Annotated in this window: 14 protein-coding genes and 1 tRNA gene; 3 read left to right on the forward strand and 12 right to left on the reverse strand. The window is 64.2% G+C overall.

The features are described from left to right. Window positions 1-3 precede the first annotated feature (3 nt). The 7 genes from FEZ61_RS15255 to FEZ61_RS15285 form a co-directional block, all read right to left on the reverse strand. On the reverse strand, window positions 4-360 hold the full coding sequence (locus FEZ61_RS15255) for an SMR family transporter (RefSeq protein ID WP_007160456.1): 357 nt from the start codon (window positions 358-360) through the stop codon (window positions 4-6). After that, entirely contained in the window at window positions 357-1190 is an 834-nt protein-coding gene (locus FEZ61_RS15260) for a sugar phosphate isomerase/epimerase family protein (RefSeq protein ID WP_173149315.1), read from the reverse strand. Before FEZ61_RS15260 ends, FEZ61_RS15255 begins: the two co-directional genes overlap by 4 nt. Then, window positions 1190-1978, reverse strand: coding sequence for an NAD(P)-dependent oxidoreductase (locus FEZ61_RS15265; protein WP_037064400.1), 789 nt, complete (start codon window positions 1976-1978; stop codon window positions 1190-1192). Before FEZ61_RS15265 ends, FEZ61_RS15260 begins: the two co-directional genes overlap by 1 nt. A gap of 5 nt (window positions 1979-1983) precedes the next feature. Next, window positions 1984-3615, reverse strand: a complete 1632-nt coding sequence (locus FEZ61_RS15270) for a hypothetical protein (RefSeq protein WP_178121575.1) — start codon at window positions 3613-3615, stop codon at window positions 1984-1986. After that, window positions 3596-4702, reverse strand: coding sequence for an FAD-dependent oxidoreductase (locus FEZ61_RS15275; protein WP_026083952.1), 1107 nt, complete (start codon window positions 4700-4702; stop codon window positions 3596-3598). The genes FEZ61_RS15270 and FEZ61_RS15275 overlap by 20 nt, the downstream gene beginning before the upstream one ends. A 5-nt stretch (window positions 4703-4707) precedes the next feature. Next, entirely contained in the window at window positions 4708-5730 is a 1023-nt protein-coding gene (locus tag FEZ61_RS15280) for a glycosyltransferase (protein WP_026083951.1), read from the reverse strand. A 245-nt stretch (window positions 5731-5975) separates the two neighbouring features. Next, window positions 5976-6052: transfer RNA gene (locus FEZ61_RS15285), tRNA-Arg, on the reverse strand. A 260-nt stretch (window positions 6053-6312) separates the two neighbouring features. Between FEZ61_RS15285 and FEZ61_RS15290 the strand changes: the two genes are divergently transcribed. Beyond that, a complete protein-coding gene (locus FEZ61_RS15290; RefSeq protein ID WP_007160462.1) occupies window positions 6313-6627 on the forward strand; it encodes an Arc family DNA-binding protein in 315 nt (104 codons plus the stop codon). A 51-nt stretch (window positions 6628-6678) separates the two neighbouring features. On the opposite strand, the gene mgtE is transcribed toward FEZ61_RS15290, so the two are convergent. Continuing rightward, window positions 6679-8115: a magnesium transporter gene (gene mgtE / locus FEZ61_RS15295; RefSeq protein WP_026083950.1), complete on the reverse strand. Its 1437-nt coding sequence runs from the start codon at window positions 8113-8115 to the stop codon at window positions 6679-6681. 297 nt (window positions 8116-8412) lie between these two features. On the opposite strand from mgtE, the gene FEZ61_RS15300 reads away from it, so the two are divergent. Then, window positions 8413-8889 carry a DUF4124 domain-containing protein gene (locus tag FEZ61_RS15300; RefSeq protein ID WP_017641993.1) on the forward strand — a complete coding sequence of 159 codons (477 nt, stop codon included), beginning with the start codon at window positions 8413-8415 and terminating at the stop codon, window positions 8887-8889. Window positions 8890-8914: 25 nt separating this feature from the next. Here the strand turns inward: FEZ61_RS15300 and pheA are convergent, their stop codons facing one another. From pheA to mtnA, 4 genes are all read right to left on the reverse strand, one after another. Then, window positions 8915-10012, reverse strand: a complete 1098-nt coding sequence (gene pheA / locus FEZ61_RS15305; RefSeq protein ID WP_173149649.1) for a prephenate dehydratase — start codon at window positions 10010-10012, stop codon at window positions 8915-8917. Beyond that, window positions 10012-11097, reverse strand: a complete 1086-nt coding sequence (serC, locus tag FEZ61_RS15310) for a 3-phosphoserine/phosphohydroxythreonine transaminase (protein ID WP_173149317.1) — start codon at window positions 11095-11097, stop codon at window positions 10012-10014. Before serC ends, pheA begins: the two co-directional genes overlap by 1 nt. Beyond that, window positions 11094-13928, reverse strand: coding sequence for a DNA gyrase subunit A (gyrA, locus tag FEZ61_RS15315; protein WP_017641990.1), 2835 nt, complete (start codon window positions 13926-13928; stop codon window positions 11094-11096). Before gyrA ends, serC begins: the two co-directional genes overlap by 4 nt. Before the next feature lie 233 nt (window positions 13929-14161). Continuing rightward, window positions 14162-15235, reverse strand: a complete 1074-nt coding sequence (gene mtnA / locus FEZ61_RS15320) for an S-methyl-5-thioribose-1-phosphate isomerase (RefSeq protein WP_017641989.1) — start codon at window positions 15233-15235, stop codon at window positions 14162-14164. A gap of 118 nt (window positions 15236-15353) precedes the next feature. Here mtnA and FEZ61_RS15325 point away from each other — a divergent pair, with 118 nt between their 5' ends. Continuing rightward, window positions 15354-16679, forward strand: coding sequence for a TRZ/ATZ family hydrolase (locus FEZ61_RS15325; RefSeq protein WP_173149318.1), 1326 nt, complete (start codon window positions 15354-15356; stop codon window positions 16677-16679). Window positions 16680-16685: the final 6 nt, after the last annotated feature.

Consider the following 16685-nt stretch of genomic DNA (forward strand, 5'->3'; position numbering starts at 1 on the left):
GGTTCAACCGACACGGGCCGTGATGAGGGCGACGCCGGCGATGATCAGGACGATGCCTGCCGCCGTGGTCCAGGGAAAGGCTTCGCGAAAGATCACCACCGACAGCAGGGCGACGCTAGCGATGGCCCCGGCGGTGAGTACCGGGTGCGCCACGTTCAGCGGCAGCTTGGCCAGCGCGGCGGCATACAGCAGGAAGGCCAGGCCGTACATGAAGAGGCCAAGCCAGAACGGCCAGTTGGCCAGGGCGCCCATGGGATCGCTCAGGCTGGGAAAACGCCGCGGCGGTAGCATGGCCAGCTTCACCAGCACGCTCGCCGAGGCGTTGGAGGCGATGCCCAGAATCAGGATCAGCCACTTCATGCCGCGGCCTCCGGCAGCTCACGATAGGCCTTGACCGCGACCTGGACGCCACGCTCCAGCGCGGCCAGGTTGGAGCCCTGCTTGGCCGGCAGCATCTCGATGCTGACCACCTGCTCCGGCAGTCGCCGGGTCAGGGCAAAGGCGATGCCGTCGTGGTTGGTACCGCCCTCCCCCAGGGTCACCAGATCCGGCTCGCTGGCATGGACATGGCCGATCAGTTCGGCATGCTCTTCGAGCACCCGTGCGGCATCTTCCTCGTTGATGGTCAGGGCACCGGTGTCGAGTTGCATGCGGATCTCCGGATGCTCCACGGCGCGCACCACAGCGGCGGTGGAATCGCTGTCGATCATGAAGTTGGCGCCATAGCGAGGCGGATTCGGCTCCAGGCAGATCTGCACGCCATGGGCCGTGGCCACATCGCCCAGACGGCGGAAGAAATCCCGTGCCTGTGCCAGGGCCTGGTCGTCACTCAATCCCGAGCGATCGCGATTGCGCGGCGAGCCGAACACCAGGCGCGTCGCTCCCAGGCCCTCGGCCACCCGACAGACGCCTTCCAGCTGCGCCAGCAGCGCGCGCTGGATGTCGTCGCTACCGAAGACGTTGAGTCCCGTGGTACCGAACAGCAGCGCCTGCATGCCGGTGATCTCGATACCCCGGGCCTGCCACTGCTGCCGCACTGCCTGGATCTCCTGGGCGGTGGCCGTCTTGGGATCGGCGAAATACTTGCCGGGGGCGATGTCGATGGCATCCACTCGATGCTGTTGCAGGATCTCGGCGACCATGGCGTCGTCGGCCACATCCCAAGCGATATTGGAAATGGCGATGCGCATCACTGACCCTCCGCCTTGATGACCGGGGGTTCCGACTGGGCGTAAGCCCGTACCGCGAGCAGGGTGTCGCGCGCGCTGTACTGGTAACCGTCACGGCCGCCGAAGACCTCGGCATGCACGCTGCGGAAATCGTAGCGCGCGGGCGTACCGTCCAGGGTGTTGCCGAATTCGCGTCCAAAGCCCTGACGGGCGATGTCCGCCACGCTGATGGGCGCGGCAGTCAGGTGCACCAGCTCCAGCCCGGCCGCCTGGGCGGTCTGGATGTCATAGCCCAGGTTGACCATCGGATAGAACTGGAAGACGCCGCGGCTTTCCACCGCGTGCAGGTTGTTGTCGTTGAGCAGGTCGTAGATCACGTTCTTGCGCAGCCCCGGCCCGACCAGGCCCGGCAGGCGAACGATCAGCGCCTTGGCGAAATGCTCACGGACGAACTGTTCCAGTCGATAGCGATTGGCGCCATAGGCGTGCAGCCCCTCTTCGTCCACCGCGGTGGTTTCATCCACGCCGAGTGGCTGCTTGAAGACATCCACGGTGCTGATCAGCACGAAGGAATCGCACTGGATCCGCGAGAGATGATCGATCAGGCCATCGATCTTCTGGCGATCGGCCTCAGGATCGCGGTTGGCGATCCATTTCTGCGCGGGGGCACCGGCGCAGATGACCTGGCCATAGGGCTGGTCGCCGATCTGGTCGATATTGGTGGAGCGAAACAGCGCGCCGAAGGCCTTCTGCTTGAGCAGCGTCGACCCTACGAAGCCGCTGTACCCTATCAATGCGTCGGTCTTCATGTTGCTCACCCCTTGGTCTTGAATCTCAGGCAATAGTCCACTTGGCACTCCTCGACGGGATATCGCGCGTCCAGGTAGGCCTTGAGTCGTGGAAACTTGTCGTGCATGGAAATGTTGTTCAGGTTGAACGACCAGAAGGTCGTCGAATACACCACCGCCGGCGGATCGGCGTGCTGCAGATCGCTGAGCAGGTCGGCCTCGTAGGGTGGCGTGGCATAGACCGGATAGATGTACTTGGTGCAGGCCGGCAGATCGGTCACCCCGTTGATGACCCCGTTGTTGGCCAGGTCGAACACGCACTGGGCGCCACTTTCCTGCAGACGGCGCGAAGCCCATTGCACCCCTGGTGTCGCCAGCGCCGCGTCATCCGGCAAGGCGGTCAGCGCTGGCACCCAGGCGAGCCCCTGGGCCCACACCCGCTCCACCGGCGACTTGTACAGATTGAAGGCAGCGAGCAGCACCAGCAGCGCCGCCAATGCCGGCACCAGCAGCCGCCGGCTGAAGGCCAGCAGGGCACCCGCCAGCAACACCGCGAAGAACGGTGAGGGATTAAGCCCGACCAGCCCGAGCAGCACGGCAGCCACAATGGCGACTGCTGCCGCTCGTGGATGGGCCGAGAGATCCCAGCCGCCATTGCGCGCGAGGCGCTGCCGGCGGGCGGCATAGAGCAGGCTCAGCAAGGGCACCCAGAAACCCATCTGGATATGCTGAAAGTCCGCGCGATTGACCCCGATCTTGAAGAAGATCGCGAGCAGCACCGCCAGGGCGCCAATCAGCGGCAGGTCTTCGCTCCAACGCCACGGCCAGGGCAGGCAGCGGATCAGGGCGAAACCTGCCAGGGCCGTGGGCACTACCAGGAGCAAGCTCAGCGCCAGAGGACGGGCGCTCAGGCCATAGCCCCACTGGGAAGAGGTTTCCAGCAGGAAGGTCAGGTTCTTGACGTAGTCGGTCAGGGCGAAGAAATCGGTACCAAAGCCAAGCCAGGCAATGGTCGCCGCGAAACTCAGGATCGATAGCAGATGCCGCCGTTGCAGCAACAAGGCGAGTACTACCGCCGAGCCGATGGCCAGTACCCCGGCGATGCCGCGGTCATAGGACCAGAACAGATTGAAGCCCGCCGCCAGCCCCAGCGACACCTCGCACACCAGGCGTCGCGGCGTGGTCTCCACCTTGCGATGCAGGCAGAACAGGAACAGCGACAACAGCAGGAAGAGATCGCGATAGCCCACCACCTGGGTCGCCAGGGTACCCACGGCGACCAGTAGGATCAGGCGCGCGCGGCCCTTGGGCACGGGGCACAGCAATACCGCCGTGCCCCACAGCAGCAAGGCCGCGCTGGTGTTGCACAGGCCATAGAGGATCTGGGTCACCAGAAAGGTGTGCTGGGCGCCGAACCAGGTCTGCGCTAGCCATACTGGGATGAAATCCAGCCCGCCATGGATGGTGAAGGCATGGGCGCCCGGCTGACTGTGCAGCAGCGTCGGCAGCGTGGCGAAATATTCCCCCTGGTGGAAGGGGTCGAGAATGACGCCCTTGCCGAACAAAAAGAAGTTGATGATGGAAAAGGCCAGAACGCTGATGAAACCGGCGACGCCGGACACCCCCCTGGGTGTCGCTTCAGTGGAAGGGTTCGGCATCGAGGCGCTCCAAGGCATCGAAAATGTTGTCGATCTTGCCGCCCAGCATCGAATAGCAGCCGGGCAACTGGGGGTGTTGTTCGAAGAGGATGGGACGGCCGTCGTCCCCTTCGTTCTTCATCAGGATGGTCTTCACCTCGAACAGCGAATCCCGGTATTCCACCCGTGCCGCCGCCGACATGTAGCGGGCCACATCCCGCACCATCCAGTCCGCCCGCGAGGCACGGTCGTAGTCGTCGAGCAGCGCATAGGGATCGGTGCCATTGGCGTCTTCCCAGTTGAGGTGCGGGGTGTAGCGCACATGGGACAGGGTGTGCAGACCGCGCGCCGGGAAGGGCATCATGGAAAAGAACGGACCATCCATGACCGTCACGCCGAGATTGCGCAGCTCCGGAGGCATCTCCACCAGGGCCATCTCGGTGATCTCGTGACGCAGACGCGTGGTGGTACCGGGGAAATCACCGCCGTACTGGTTAAGACCGCTGTAGGTGCAGTTGAAGAGATAGCGGCAGTGCATCTCCTCCTGCCCGCCCGCTTCGTCCACCACCTCCACGCCCAGACCACCGGTTTCACCACGGATCGCCGTTACTCGACTCTTGAAGCGCAACTCCACGCCGACGGCATCGAGTTCACGACCGACTTCCGCGGCGAGCACCGCGGAGTTGAAGGCATATTCCTCGGTGAGATACACCGACTCGATCAATCGGTCGTCGAACAGTCGACTTAATTCTTCGGGTGCGGGCTGTAAGGAAGCCTCGATACCCTGGCAGAAACGCTCGAACTGTTTGGCCGTCACCTTGGAGTTGTTGCGGGCGATGGCATACAACTTGGTGAAGTCCCGCACCACCACATCGGGATAGTCGCGCAGGAAGCGCGGCAAGTTGACCCGACTGCGAAAGGCCGTGACGAAACTGCGCGGATAGTGATAGCCGTTATGAACCCGAGCCTGATTATGATAAGAGGCGCGCTTCAACAGCCCCTCTTCCCTTTCGATCAGCGTGACTTTCGCAAAGCCTCTCACCCGCATGAGATACAGGGCCGTCATGGCCCCATAGAATCCGCCACCTATGACGATCGCATCTCTCATGATCGTCAGGCCATGCCGGATTGAGTAGCCGGCCTTGCGGCATTACCGCCCTGCACCACTTCGACATTGAGCTTGTCGCGCCGCGTCATGACCGCACTGGTGAACTCCTGGGCGACATGATAGAGCGGCCCTTCGTTGACTCTGTGGGTCAACTGCAGGACATATTCGCCAAGCACCAGCAGGACCAGCGAAATGAGAAAGAACATGCCGGACTGCTGTAATGAAATCGTCACCCAGCCGGGTGCCACGTCATCCTTGAACACGCCGATGGCGATGACGTAGATGGAATAGAGCAGATTGGACAGGGCCCCCACGATGGACAGGAAACTGACCATGCGCATGGGCTTGCGGGTGGAGGACACCAGCAGTCGAGCACCCCGATCGAAACTGCCGGACAGCCGCTTGGGCTTGGTGCTGCGCGGCGGCATGCTGTATTCGAGGTTGATGCGCGAGAACCCTGCGGTGGCGGGTAAATGCCGGTAGGTCAACGCTGGCGCAGGATGGCGCAGGATGTAGTTGATGACCTTCTTGCTGAGCATTCGGAATTGGGGCGCGTCCTTGGCCAGATCCACCCCGTTGAATCTCTTGTAGAGACTGTTGAAGCCATTGGAGCAAAGGCTGTAAGACAGAGTCTGCCGAACTTTCTGCTGATTGTTGGCAAAGACCACGTCTACCCCACCGGCTGCCTGTTGCAACATGTCGGGCAGGAAAGCGATGTCATCGGTTTCCGGATCTATGACGACTGCGAAGTCGCCCAGGGCATTTTCCAACCCCACCCAGGCGGCGGTATCCGAATCCACTTCCTTGGTCAGGGCATATACCTGCAGATTGGGCAGGCCATTGATACTGGTGAGTTGCTTTAATCGAGCTACGCTGTCATCAGAGGAGGCGTTGTCGACGATGATAAGTTCGTAGTCACTTACCAAGGGACCGATGACAGTTGCGGCGCGCTCAAGCACGTTTTGCAACTCGGTTGCCTGATTACGAACGACGAAGACGACTGAAAGTAGGACGGGATAAAAGGCCATGACGCGAACCTCCAGAGGCGCTCCAGATTCATGCAATGCAGACGGTTAGCCAACGGAGAGTACAGATAAATTCGACAGGTTTTCTTCTGCTGCTCTACGCTGTGATCACAACCACAAATCGCTGCTGGAAGAGCCTGGAAGTCGGACAAGGTCGCTGTTTTTGCCCTATCCTCCGAACTGCTGTAACGGTTCGGCAAGGGTGCTTGACGGCGTCGGGCCGCGAGGAGAGGTACTGGAAAGGAATCTGGTGTCCCAGAGTGGGGTCGAACCACCAACCTTCCCCTTAGGAGGGGGATGCTCTATCCAATTGAGCTACTGGGACAGGAAAGGGCACTCATGTTAACGAGCAGCGAACCGTTTGTCATGTTCCAGCTCGGCTGATCCAGGCGGGCATGCAAGGCTGGCAGAGGAAGGAAGTTCTTCGTTAGCTTTGCAATTTGCCCAGTACGTCGGTAAATTGACGTCAATAAAAACAGACGCCTAGGGACAGGTCGTTACAGAGTCCAAGGTGCCGTGAGTGCTAGCGGAACGAGACGAGGGCTTACGCCTTCACTGATTTTTGACTCCAGATGAAGTACCTCAATGACCCAGGCCATTAGATCCTACTCAAGCCGTACCGCTGACAAATTCGTCGTGCGTCTGCCCGAGGGCATGCGAGAGCGCATCGCGGATGTGGCCCGCAACCATCATCGCAGCATGAACTCCGAGATCATCGCGCGCCTCGAGCAGAGCTTGCAGCAAGAGGGCGCCCTAGGCGACGAACCCGGGCTTCGCCTGGACAGTCCGGAGATCACCGCCAGTGAGCGGGAACTGCTGCAGCGCTTTCGGCAACTCTCGGGTCGACAGCAGAATGCCCTGATCTCGCTGATCGCCCACGACATCGACGCCGCCTCCTGACGGCGTCCGGGCTGCCCCGCACCTGGGCAGCCCGTTGCGGTCCACCCTGCCCTACATCAGGAACAGGGTGGCGAGTCCCAAGAAGATGAAGAAGCCGCCGCTGTCGGTCACGGCGGTGATCAGTACGCTCGAGCCCATGGCCGGGTCGCGACCGAAGCGCTGCAGGGTCATGGGAATCAGCACCCCCATGAAGGCCGCCAACAGCAGATTGAGGGTCATGGCGCCCATCATCACCAAGCCCAGTGACCAGCTGCTGTAGAGATAGAAGGCCACCAGCCCTATCACCCCACCCCAGATGACCCCATTGCACAGGGCGACGCCCATTTCCTTGCGCAGCAGCCGCGTGGTGCTGGTGACGCTGATCTGCCCCAGCGCCATGGCGCGGACGATCATGGTGATGGCCTGGTTGCCCGAGTTGCCGCCGATACCGGCCACGATGGGCATGAGCGCGGCAAGGGCCACCAGCTTTTCGATCGACCCTTCGAAGAGCCCGATGACGCGCGAAGCGATGAAGGCGGTGATGAGGTTGGTGGCCAGCCAGGTCCAGCGATTGCCCACCGATTTCCACACCGAGGCGAAGACGTCTTCGTCTTCGCGCAGACCGGCCATGTTGAGGACTTCGCTTTCGCTTTCCTCGCGGATCAGATCGACCATCTCGTCGATGGTGAGACGACCGATCAGCTTGCCGTTCTTGTCCACTACCGGGGCCGAGACCAGGTCATAACGTTCGAAGGCCTGGGCCGCGTCATAGGCGTCGCCATCCGGATGGAAGGCCACCGCCTCCTTGGCCATGACCTCGACCACCAGCTTGTCCGGATCGTTGACCAGCAATCGCTTGATCGGCAGCACACCCTTGAGGATGCTGTCGTTATCGACCACGAACAGCTTGTCGGTGTGGTCGGGCAACTCCTTGAGCCGGCGCAGGTAGCGCAGCACCACTTCCAGAGCGACGTCGTCGCGGATGGTGACCATCTCGAAGTCCATCAGGGCACCGACCTGATCCTCTTCGTAGGACAGCGCGGAACGCACCCGCTCGCGCTGCTGGGCGTCCAGGGCGTCCATGAGCTCATGGACGACATCGCGCGGCAGGTCCGCGGCCAGATCGGCGAGTTCGTCGGCGTCGAGCTGGCCGGCCACCGCGAGGATTTCCTGATCGTCCATGTCGGCGATCAACGTCTCGCGGACGGCGTCCGAGACTTCCAGTAGGATCTCGCCATCACGCTCGGTCTTGACCAGCCCCCAGACGGTCAGACGATCTTCTTGCGGCAGGGCTTCGAGAATGAAGGCGACGTCGGCCGGGTGCAGTTCGTCCAGGCGGGCACGCAGCTCTTCGAGGCCTTCTTCGGGAATATCGGCGGGGGCTACGGGGGCGCGGTCCTGGTCTTCACGCGCCTCGACAGCGAGGTCGTAGCGCTCCAGCAACTCGACGACCTGGGCGAGCCGCTCTTGCAGCGTCTCGTGGGGCTTTCTGATGTCTGCTTCTTTCACTACGGTCATAGCGCACTCCGGCCCGCCGGCGGAGCGCACCGACGAACCCTATCTCAACAACGGGACGAAAAAGGCGATTGAGTGTTGACTGGGTAAGTCCATAAGGGGGGATGACCACTGCCCCGGCGGGGCTGACGGCGGGGATGATACACCGGACCGGTTGCCGGTGCGAAGGCAAAAGGGTTTCAAAACAGCTATTTGCAAGGGCTTTGACAGGGTATCGAGACGGCGATTTTGGTTCTCGTGCAGCGACCTTTACTTCGCTAAGCTGGAGGCCTACGTCAAGGAGGACGTCCCATGAAGAAGCTGCTCGTGCTCGGCCTGTTGCTGGGCTGCGACCCGGCCCACTCGGCCACGGTCTATCGCTGCGAAGATGCCAGCGGCCACCTCACCTTTTCCGCCAGCGGCTGCGCTTCGGACAGCGACAGCAGCCTGCAACGCGCGGACAACCCACGTCCGGGTGGCGCCAGGCCCACCCTGATGGCGAAACCCAAAGCCGCACCCCGCAAGGAGGTCTCGCGTGCGCCAACGGTGGTGGCCGCCAAGACGGATGGGTGCGGTGATCGGCTCAGCGCCAGCGAGAGGCGGCAGGCGATCATCCGCGGACAGGTCAGGGTCGGCATGAGCCGAGCGGACGTGGAGAACGCCCTAGGACAACCGCGGCGGATTTCCCAGCTGGATACCCTGACCCGCTATCACTACGACGGGCGCCAGCACAAGGAACGCTCGCGCCTGGTGACCTTTGACGAGCACGGTTGCGTGCGCCGACGCTGACGCACGCAACCGATCGAGGACGCCGTCAGAGCACGGCGCGGGGATAGGAGCCAAGGACCTTGAGCGCCACGGCGCCGGTGGACAGGCGCTCCAGCACGTCGCGGATCAGCGGATCGGCCTGGTGGCCGAGGAAATCTATGAAGAAGACGTAGGTCCACTTGCCGCTGCGCGATGGCCGCGTCTCGATCCGGCTGAGGTCGATATTGTTGGTATGGAACGGCAGCAACAGCTCGTGCAGGGCACCCGGCTTGTTCTGCATGGAGACGATGATGGAGGTCTTGTCGTCGCCACTGGGCGGCACGTCCTGATTGCCGATGATGAGGAAGCGCGTGGAGTTGTCCGGGCGATCCTCGATCTTCTGCTGCACCGGGGTCAGGCCATAGAGCGAAGCCGCCATGTCGCCGGCGATGGCCGCACTGTTCCACTCCCCCTTCACCCGCCGCGCCGCCTCGGCGTTGCTGGCCACCGCCACCCGCTCGACGCTCGGGTAGTAGGAGTCCAGCCACTTGCGGCACTGGGCCAGCGACTGGGCATGGGAATAGATGCGGGTGATGCTGTCGGCCTTGGTGTTCTCGCCGATCAACAGGTGGTGGTGGATGCGCAGCTCCACCTCGCCGCAGATCGACAGGTTGTGCTCGAGGAAGCTGTCCAGGGTGTGGTTGACCGCACCCTCGGTGGAGTTCTCCACCGGCACCACGCCGAAGTTTGAGGCGCCGGCGGCGACCTCGCGAAAGACCTCGTCGATGGCCGCCATGGGCCGCGTCACCACGGCCTTGCCGAAGTGCTTGAGCGCCGCGGCCTGGGAGAAGGTGCCTTCCGGGCCGAGGTAGGCCACGTGCAGCGGCTCTTCCAGGGCCAGGCAGCAGGACATGATCTCGCGGAACAGCCGCGCCATGTCTTCGTCGCGGACCGGACCGCCATTGCGCTCCATCACCCGCTTGAGTACCTGGGCCTCGCGCTCGGGTCGGTAGAACACGGGCTTTTCGCCCTCCGCCAGCGTCCCCATCTTGACCCGTGCCACGTCCTGGGCGCAGCGGGCACGTTCGCTGATCAGCTCCTGGATGCGTTCGTCCAGACTGTCGATCCGCAGGCGCAGGGCCTTGAGCTCGTGTTCCGACATGATCAGCCGTGCTCCTTCTCGAATTCGGCCAGATAGGTCACCAGCGCCTGGACGGCTTCCAGGGTGACGGCGTTGTAGATGGAGGCGCGCATACCGCCCACCGAACGGTGCCCCTGCAGATACAGCAGGCCGCGCGCTTCGGCGCCCTCGAGGAAGGCCTTGTCGAGGCGCTCGTCCGCCAGGCGGAAGGGCACGTTCATCCAGGAGCGGTCGTTCTTGGCGATGGGGTTGCTGTAGAAGTCGCTGGCGTCGATGAAGCCGTACAGCAGCTCCTTCTTCTGGCGATTCAGGCGCTCCATGGCGGGCAGACCGCCCTGCTCCTTCAGCCATTTGAACACCAGGCCCGACAGGTACCAGGAGAAGGTGGCCGGAGTGTTGTACATGGAGCCGTTGTCGGCCTCGACCTTGTAGTCGAGCAGCGTCGGGCAGGCGGCGCGGGCGCGACCCAGCAGGTCTTCGCGGACGATCACCACCACCAGGCCGCTAGGCCCGATGTTCTTCTGGGCGCCGGCGTAGATCAGCCCGAAACGCGAGACGTCCAGCGGGCGCGAGAGGATGTCGGAAGAGGCATCCGCCACCAGAGGCACGTCGCCCACGTCCGGAATCCAGTCGAATTCCAGGCCGCCAATAGTCTCGTTGGGGGTGTAGTGAACGTAGGCGGCGTCCTTGGACAGCTGCCATTCGCTCTGCGCCGGAATGGCGAAGTAGTCGTAGCCCTTGGCGCTGGCAGCGACGTTGACGGTGCCATAGTGCTGCGCCTGCTCGATGGCCTTGCGCGACCAGATGCCGGTGTCGATGTAGTCGGCGGTGCCGCCCTCGGGCAGCAGGTTCATCGCCAGCTGGGCGAACTGCAGGCTGGCGCCACCCTGCAGGAACAGCACCCTGTAGTTGCTGGGAATGGCCAGCAACTCGCGCAGATCGGCCTCGGCCTGGCTCGAAATGGCGGTGAAGTCTTCACCGCGGTGGCTCATCTCCATTACCGACAGGCCACGGCCCTGCCAATCCAGCAGATCGGCCTGGGCCTGGCGCAGCACAGCTTCGGGCAGGGCCGCCGGGCCGGCGCAGAAGTTGTAGGCACGCTTGCTCATCGCTCGTCATCCTCGTTCGGAAGGTCGTCGCTCGGCACGTCGCTGGCACCGGGCAGCACATCGTCCTGGTCCGGCTCGTGGCTGTCGACCGGCAATTCCTTGTCGAGCAGTTCGTCGTCCAGTTCGGCTTCGTGGTCCAGCAGCTCTTCGTCCACCGAAGGCTCCTGCACCCGCTCCAGGCCCACCAGTTTCTCGCCCTTGCCGAGCTTGATCAGGGTCACGCCCTGGGTGTTACGGCCGGTACGGGAGATGCCCTCGACCGGGGTACGCACCAGGGTGCCCTGGTCGGAGATCAGCATGATCTCTTCGCCGTCCAGTACCTGGATGGCACCGATCAGGGGACCGTTGCGTTCGTTGATGACCATGGCGATCACGCCCTGACCACCGCGACCACGCTGCGGGTATTCGGCCATGGCGGTGCGCTTGCCGAAGCCATTGAGGCTGGCGGTCAGGATCTCGGCGCCCGGCTCGGGGATCAGCATGGAAATCAACCGCTGGTTCTCGGCCAAACGCATGCCGCGCACGCCGCGGGCGGTACGGCCCATGGTGCGCACATGGCGCTCCTTGAAGCGGATGACCTTGCCACCGTCGGAGAACAGCATGACTTCGCGGGCACCGTCGGTGATGGCGGCGGCGATCAGGCTGTCGCCCTCCTCCAGCTTCAGGGCAATCAGGCCGTTGCTGCGCGGACGGCTGAACTGCACCAGCGGGGTCTTCTTCACGGTGCCGTTGCGGGTGGCCATGAAGATGTAGGCACCGGTGGGCTCGTCCTGCTCGGCGTCGAGGAGCTCGCCCTCTTCGCCTTCGACCTCGACCTCGTCTTCCACCAGCACGGCGTCTTCGATGTCCAGGTTATCGTCCTGCTCGCCCAGGTCCTCTTCACCGATGGGCGCCTGCTGGCGCACGGCTTCCAGATCGACCGGCAGCATGGCAGTGATACGCTCGCCTTCGGCCAGCGGCAGCAGGTTGACCAGCGGCCGGCCACGGGCGGCGCGGGAGGCCTCGGGGATCTCGTAGGTACGCTTCCAGTAGACCTTGCCCAGGCTGGAGAACAGCAGCAGGGTGGTGTGGCTGTTGGCAACCAGCAGGTGTTCGATGTAGTCCTCTTCCTTGACCGCCGAGGCCGAACGGCCGCGACCGCCCCGGCGCTGGGCCTGGTAGGCGTGCAGCGGCTGGGACTTGGCATAGCCGCCGTGGGAGATGGTGACGACGCGGTCTTCCTCGGTGATGAGGTCGGCGATGGTCAGGTCCACCTGGGAGGCGATGATCTCGGTGCGACGCTTGTCGCCGAACTCGGCCTTGACCTTTTCCAGCTCCTCGCGGATGACTTCCATCAGCCGCTCGGGGTTAGTCAGGATGCGGATCAGCTCGCCGATCTGCAGCAGGATTTCCTGGTACTCGGCGATGAGCTTCTCGTGCTCCAGACCGGTCAGGCGGTGCAGACGCAGATCCAGGATGGCCTGGGCCTGTTCCGGCGAAAGGTGGTACTTGCCCTCGTGCAGACCATACTGCTCGGGCAGTTCGTCCGGACGGCAGGAATCGGCGCCGGCGCGCTCGACCATCTCGCGTACCGCGCTGGATTCCCAGGGCGTGGCGATCAGGCGTTCCTTGGCTTCGGCCGGGGTCGGCGAGCTCTTGATCAGCTCGATGACCGGATCGATGTTGGACAGGGCGACCGCCTGGCCTTCGAGGATGTGGCCACGCTCGCGCGCCTTGCGCAGTTCGTAGACGGTCCGCCGGGTGACGACTTCGCGACGGTGGCGAATGAAGGCTTCCAGCAGTTCCTTGAGGTTCAGGGTGCGCGGCTGGCCGTCGAGCAGGGCCACCACGTTGATGCCGAACACCGTCTGCAGCTGAGTCTGGGCGTAGAGGTTGTTGAGCACCACCTCGGGGGTTTCGCCGCGCCGCAGTTCGATGACCACGCGCATGCCGTCCTTGTCGGACTCGTCGCGCAGCTCGGTGATGCCTTCGATCTTCTTCTCTTTCACCAGCTCGGCGATCTTCTCGATCAGCCGTGCCTTGTTGAGCTGGTAGGGCAGCTCGGTGATGACGATCTGCTGGCGATTGGCGCTCTTGTCGATGTCCTCGACCTCGGCGCGGGCCCGCACATAGATGCGCCCACGACCGGTGCGATAGGCCTCGATGATGCCGGCACGACCGTTGATGATGCCCGCGGTCGGGAAGTCCGGACCGGGGATGTACTGCATCAGGTCGTCGACGGTCAGCTCGCTGTTCTCGATCAGCGCCAGGCAGCCATCGATCACTTCGCCGAGGTTGTGCGGCGGAATGTTGGTGGCCATGCCGACCGCGATGCCGCTGGAACCGTTGACCAGCAGGTTGGGGATGCGCGTGGGCATCACCGCCGGGATCTGCTCGGTGCCGTCGTAGTTGGGCACCCAGTCGACGGTTTCCTTGTCCAGGTCGGCCAAGAGTTCGTGGGCGAGCTTGGACATCCGCACTTCGGTGTAACGCATGGCCGCGGCGTTGTCGCCGTCCACCGAACCGAAGTTGCCCTGGCCGTCCACCAGCATGTAGCGCAGCGAGAAGGGCTGGGCCATCCGCACGATGGTGTCGTAGACGGCGGTGTCGCCGTGGGGGTGGTACTTACCGATGACGTCACCCACCACACGGGCGGATTTCTTGTACGGCTTGTTCCAGTCGTTGCCCAGCTCGCTCATGGCGTAGAGCACGCGCCGGTGCACCGGCTTGAGGCCGTCACGCACATCCGGCAAGGCCCGGCCGACGATGACGCTCATCGCGTAGTCGAGATACGACTGCCGCAACTCGTCTTCGATATTGACCGGGAGGATTTCTTTGGCCAGTTCACCCATGAGAAGCCTGGTTCCTTCTGATCTGAAAAGCGCTAGGGCTCGTCCGCACGTCGGCCGAGCCTGATATAGGAGAGGCGAAAGCCCGTCTGGCGGCGGCTGTCACCGGCGGCGCAAAGGGCGCCCCGACCGGTTTTCAGCACTGCATCACCGCCTGCCGAGGGCTTTCGAACAAAGCCTGTGCAAAGAGCGAAATTCTAACACATTCAGGGAGGTATCCGCCCCTGGCGATCACCTCAATGCAGGCGTCGGCGATTCATCAACTCGGCCATCTTCTTGGCGTCCGGACGCTCCACCACGCCGCGCTCGGTGACGATGGCGTCGATGAGATCGGCCGGGGTGACGTCGAACACCGGATTGAAGGCGTCCACATCCGCGGCGATGCGCTGGCCACCGGCTTCGAGCAATTCGTGACCGGCGCGCTCCTCGATGGGGATGTCGTCACCGGACGCCAGATTCATGTCGATGGTCGAACTGGGCGCCACCACCATGAAGCGCACCCCGTGGTGCATGGCGATGACCGCCAGGTTGTAGGTGCCGATCTTGTTGGCCACGTCGCCATTGGCGGTGATGCGATCGGCGCCGACGATCACCCAGGCGACGTTGCGCGTTTTCATCAGGTGCGCCGCCGCGGCATCGGCGTTGAGGCTGACCGGAATGCCCTCCCCGGCCAGCTCCCAGGCGGTGAGCCGCGAGCCCTGCAGCCAGGGACGGGTTTCGTCGGCGTGGACGCATTCCACCAGGCCGTCCAGGTGCGCGGCGCGCAGGACGCCCAGGGCGGTGCCGAAGCCGCCGGTGGCCAGGGCGCCGGTATTGCAGTGGGTGAGGAAGGTCTGCTTGCTGGCGTCGTGCTTGCGGATCAGTTCGACGCCCAGCTGGGCCATGGTCAGGTTGGCTTCGCGATCGCTCAGGTGGATGGCCACCGCCTCGGCTTCCAGCGCCGCCAGGGCGCCTTCCCCGGCCGCGCGCGTCAGGCGCTCGCGCATCCGGTTGAGCGCCCAGAACAGGTTGACCGCGGTGGGCCGCGACGCCGCCAGCAGCTCGAAGTCGGCGCTGACGGTCTCCTCCCAGTCCTCACCCGCCGCGGCGCGCTGCCGGGCGCCGAGCACCACGCCGTAGGCGGCGCTGATGCCGATGGCGGGCGCGCCACGCACCAGCATGTCGCGGATGGCCTGGGCCACCTCGGCGGCGCTGTGACAGGCGACCCAGTGTTCGCGCAGCGGCAACAGGCGCTGGTCGAGCAGGTGCAGGGCACCGTCCCGCCAGTCGATCGCCTTGATCTTTTCCGCCGCCAGCAGACGCTCTCGCATGATCTCTCCTCGACCTGAATCTGTAGCCCGCCAGTATACCGGCATCGGCGCGCGGATTTAGCGGTAGCGCCACAAGGACCGCTATACTGCCGGCTCGCCCCTCTTGGAATCGTCGCCGATGCCCACCCCCGCGCCCCTGGACCTCTTGTTGCTCCCCAGCTGGATCGTGCCGGTGGAGCCTGCCGGGGTGGTCCTGCGCGATTACGCCCTGGGGGTGCGCGATGGCTGCATCGCCCTGCTCGCCCCGCGCGCCGAGGCCCTGCGCCAGCCGGCGAAGGAAACCCTGGAGCTGCCGGGCAAGGTGCTGATCCCCGGGCTGATCAATGCCCATGGTCACGCCGCCATGACGCTGTTTCGCGGCATGGCCGACGACCTGCCGCTGCAGACCTGGCTGCAGGATCACATCTGGCCGGCCGAAGGCCGCTGGGTCGACGAGGATTTCGTCCGCGACGGCACCACCCTGGCCATCGCCGAGCAGATCCGGGGCGGCATCACCTGCTTCTCGGACATGTACTTCTATCCCCAGGTGGCCTGCGAGGCGATCCATCGCACTGGCGTGCGCGCCCAGGTCTGCCTGCCGATCCTCGACTTCCCGGTTCCCGGCGCCCGCACGGCGGACGACATGATCCGTCGTGGCCTGGAGCTGTTCGACGACATGAAGCTGCACGAGCGCATCAGCGTGGCCTTCGGTCCCCATGCGCCCTATACCGTGGCCGACGCCAAGCTCGAAGAGATCCTGGTGCTGGCCGAGCAGCTGCAGGCACCGATCCAGATGCACGTGCACGAGACCGCCTTCGAGGTGGAACAGGCGCTGGAGCAGACCGGCGAGCGGCCGCTCAGCCGGCTGCGGCGCCTGGGCCTGCTCGGTCCGCGTTTCCAGGCCGTGCACATGACCCAGGTGGACGACGAGGATCTGGAAAACCTGGTCGAAACCAACAGCCACGTCATCCACAGCCCCGAGTCCAACCTCAAGCTGGCCAGCGGCTTCTGCCCGGTGGAGCGCCTCTGGCAGGCCGGCGTCAACGTGGCCATCGGCACCGATGGTGCGGCCAGCAACAACGATCTCGACCTGCTCGGCGAAACCCGCACCGCCGCTCTGCTGGCCAAGGCCGTCGCCGGCTCGGCCACTGCCCTGGATGCCCATCGCGCGCTGCGCATGGCGACCCTGAACGGTGCCCGCGCCCTGGGCCTGGAGCGCTGCCTGGGTTCGCTGGAAGTCGGCAAGGCCGCCGATCTGACCGCCGTCGACCTCAGCGGCCTTGCCCAGCAGCCGCTCTACGACCCCGTTTCCCAACTCATCTATGCCACCGGCCGGGACCGCGTCAGCGACGTCTGGGTCGGCGGCGTGCCGCTGCTGCGCCAGAGCGAACTCGTGCGCCTGGACGAGGCCGAACTCATAGCCAATGCGCAGCAGTGGGCCACCCGTATCCAGCAGGGCGCCTGACGCGCC

The sequence above is a fragment of the Pseudomonas sp. MS15a(2019) genome, from assembly GCF_013277805.1.
GTDB classification, from domain to species: Bacteria; Pseudomonadota; Gammaproteobacteria; order Pseudomonadales; family Pseudomonadaceae; genus Chryseomonas; species Chryseomonas benzopyrenica.

Coding starts and splice junctions, on each gene's coding strand:
- FEZ61_RS15255 (WP_007160456.1), bottom strand. CDS start 360: ATGAAGTGGCTGATCCTGATTCTGGGCATCGCCTCCAACGCCTCGGCG.
- FEZ61_RS15260 (WP_173149315.1), bottom strand. CDS start 1,190: ATGCGCATCGCCATTTCCAATATCGCTTGGGATGTGGCCGACGACGCC.
- FEZ61_RS15265 (WP_037064400.1), bottom strand. CDS start 1,978: ATGAAGACCGACGCATTGATAGGGTACAGCGGCTTCGTAGGGTCGACG.
- FEZ61_RS15270 (WP_178121575.1), bottom strand. CDS start 3,615: ATGCCGAACCCTTCCACTGAAGCGACACCCAGGGGGGTGTCCGGCGTC.
- FEZ61_RS15275 (WP_026083952.1), bottom strand. CDS start 4,702: ATGAGAGATGCGATCGTCATAGGTGGCGGATTCTATGGGGCCATGACG.
- FEZ61_RS15280 (WP_026083951.1), bottom strand. CDS start 5,730: ATGGCCTTTTATCCCGTCCTACTTTCAGTCGTCTTCGTCGTTCGTAAT.
- FEZ61_RS15290 (WP_007160462.1), top strand. CDS start 6,313: ATGACCCAGGCCATTAGATCCTACTCAAGCCGTACCGCTGACAAATTC.
- FEZ61_RS15300 (WP_017641993.1), top strand. CDS start 8,413: ATGAAGAAGCTGCTCGTGCTCGGCCTGTTGCTGGGCTGCGACCCGGCC.
- serC (WP_173149317.1), bottom strand. CDS start 11,097: ATGAGCAAGCGTGCCTACAACTTCTGCGCCGGCCCGGCGGCCCTGCCC.
- gyrA (WP_017641990.1), bottom strand. CDS start 13,928: ATGGGTGAACTGGCCAAAGAAATCCTCCCGGTCAATATCGAAGACGAG.
- mtnA (WP_017641989.1), bottom strand. CDS start 15,235: ATGCGAGAGCGTCTGCTGGCGGCGGAAAAGATCAAGGCGATCGACTGG.
- FEZ61_RS15325 (WP_173149318.1), top strand. CDS start 15,354: ATGCCCACCCCCGCGCCCCTGGACCTCTTGTTGCTCCCCAGCTGGATC.